The organism is Bradyrhizobium sp. PRIMUS42 (genome assembly GCF_023006515.1).
GTDB lineage: Bacteria > Pseudomonadota > Alphaproteobacteria > Rhizobiales > Xanthobacteraceae > Bradyrhizobium.
In genome coordinates this window covers 1-2,343 of record NZ_JALBGZ010000873.1, presented here as the reverse complement: position 1 = coordinate 2,343, position 2,343 = coordinate 1, and the positions used below count along the sequence as shown (strand labels likewise).

The 2,343-nt window shown below is 67.0% G+C and carries 1 protein-coding gene; it reads right to left on the bottom strand.

Going from position 1 to position 2,343, the window contains the following annotated elements:
• Positions 1–65: 65 nt before the first annotated feature.
• The coding region (locus MOV75_RS34985; RefSeq protein WP_247007623.1) for an EAL domain-containing protein at positions 66–2,343 on the bottom strand (2,278 nt) is incomplete at its 5' end.

Genomic DNA, 2,343 nt, shown 5'->3' with positions numbered 1-2,343 from the left:
CGCTGTGCCTCGGCGCCGTCATGGCATTTTGCGGAGCGCATTTCGCGCTGCGCCGCGGCTACCCCTTAAGCCGACGCCCGTAACAGCCGCGGGCGGTCCAGCATGATCGCCACGTCGGAGGCGGGCCGCGGCTTGCTGAACAGATAGCCTTGCGCCTGGTTGCAGCCCTCGCGCCTGAGCAGCTCGAGCTGCGCGTCGTTCTCGACGCCTTCCGCGGTGGTGACGATCCCGAGGCTGCGGCCAAGGCCGGTCACGGCGCGGATGATCGCCATGGAATCCTCGCGCGTCGCCAGCTCCGACACGAAGGAGCGGTCGATCTTGATCTTGTCGAACGGGAAGCTGCGCAGATAGCTCAGCGATGAATAGCCGGTGCCGAAATCGTCGAGCGAGATCCGCACGCCCAGGGCCCGCAGCTCGTGCAGGGTGGTCAGCGTCGCCTCGCTGTTCTGAAGCAGCACGGATTCGGTGATCTCGAGCTCGAGACGGCGCGCCGGAAGTCCCGAGGCGGCCAGCGCCGCGATCACGGATGTGATCAGGTTCGGATTCTTGAACTGGACCGGCGACAGGTTGACGGCGAGGTCGACATCGTCCGGCCAGGTGGCCGCGTCAGTACAGGCGGAGCGCAGCACGAATTCGCCGAGCTGGACGATCAGTCCGGTCTCCTCGGCCAGAGGAATGAAGTCGATCGGAGCAATCAGGCCGCGCTGCGGGTGGTTCCAGCGCAGCAGCGCCTCGAACGCGACGACGCGGCCGCTGGCGACGTCGCGGATCGGCTGATAATACGCCTCGAACTCGTCGCGCTGCAGCGCCGCGCGCAGATCCATCTCGAGGAGGCGACGCGCCTGCGCGCGGGCGTCCATGCCGGTCTCGAAGAAGCGATAGGTGCTGCGGCCGTCCGCCTTGGCGCGATACAGCGCGAGGTCGGCATTCTTCAACAGCTCGTCCGGATTGCTGCTGTCCTGCGGCGACAGCGAGATGCCGATCGAGACGCCGATCACGATCTGATGACCGTCGATCTCGTAAGGCGCGGAGATCACCTCGACGAGACGGCCGGCGAGCGATCTCGCGGCGGCTTCCTCGGAACGTCCGATCTGGACCACGGCGAACTCGTCGCCGCCCAGCCGCGCCACGGTGTCGCTTTCGCCGACGCCGGCCGTCAGCCTGCGGCCGACCTCCCTCAGCAGCGCATCGCCGATGGGATGGCCGAGCGAATCGTTGATGTCCTTGAAGTGATCGAGATCGAGACAGAGCACCGCGAGCTGATCACCCGACCTGGTCCGGCGCAGCCCCTGCTCGAGCTGCTCGTGGAACAGCACGCGGTTCGGCAGGCTGGTCAGCGCGTCATGGCGCGCCATGTGTGAGATCTTGGCCTGCGCCTCCAGCCATTCGGTGATGTCCTCGAAGGTCGCGACCCAGCCGCCGCCCTGCATCGGCTGGTTGACCACCCGGATGGAGCGGCCGAACCGGTTGACGACGTCGGTCGTGGTGCGGCCCTCGCGCGCGTCGGCGACGAGGCGGGCGAAGAAATCATTCGCGTCGCCCTGCCACTGGCCCTTGGCCTGCTCGTCCCGCAATATGTCGACCAGCCGGCGGCCGGTGAGCGCGATGTCGGTGCGGCGAAGCATCGCCGCGTAGCGCTCGTTGAACAAGATGATCTTGCCGTCAGCGTCGAACATGCACAATCCCTGCGACATGTTCTCGAGCGCCGTGTCCAAAACCATTTGCTGGGCACCCAATTCGCCCCTGGCGCGGCGGTCGAGCAACGCGGCCACGAGTGCGATCGCGATGATCGCGACCGCAGCGCTGGCGGTGAGGAAGGACAGCGAGGCCGGCGGGATCGACAGGCCGCCGATCGCGAGCGTCGGATCCGGCGTCAATAGCACCGCGCCCATCGCCGTGAAATGATGCGCGACGATGGCAACCGTCAGCAGCGCAGTCGCCGCCAGCGCGTGGAAGAGGTTGTCGCGTCGCGCCGCCACGAACAACGCGAGTGCCGCAAAGAAAATTCCTGATAGCACCGAGACGGTGACCGTGCTTCCGATCCAGTCCACCCGCGCAGGTATCTCCAGCGCCGCCATGCCGGTGTAGTGCATCGCCGCGACACCGGAGCCGACGATGGCGCCGCCGAGAAGGATCCACACCGCGCGCAAGGACGATACGGCGATGCTCAGCCCCACGAAGGTCACCGAGATCGCGAAGATCAACGACAGGATCGTCACCGGGATGTTGTAGGCGCCCGCGCCTCCCGGCCCGTAGGCGAGCATCGCGATAAAGTGCGTCGCCCAGATGCCGCATCCGCTGACGGCGGCATCGAGGCCGAGCCAGGCCAAACGCCCGAGGCCG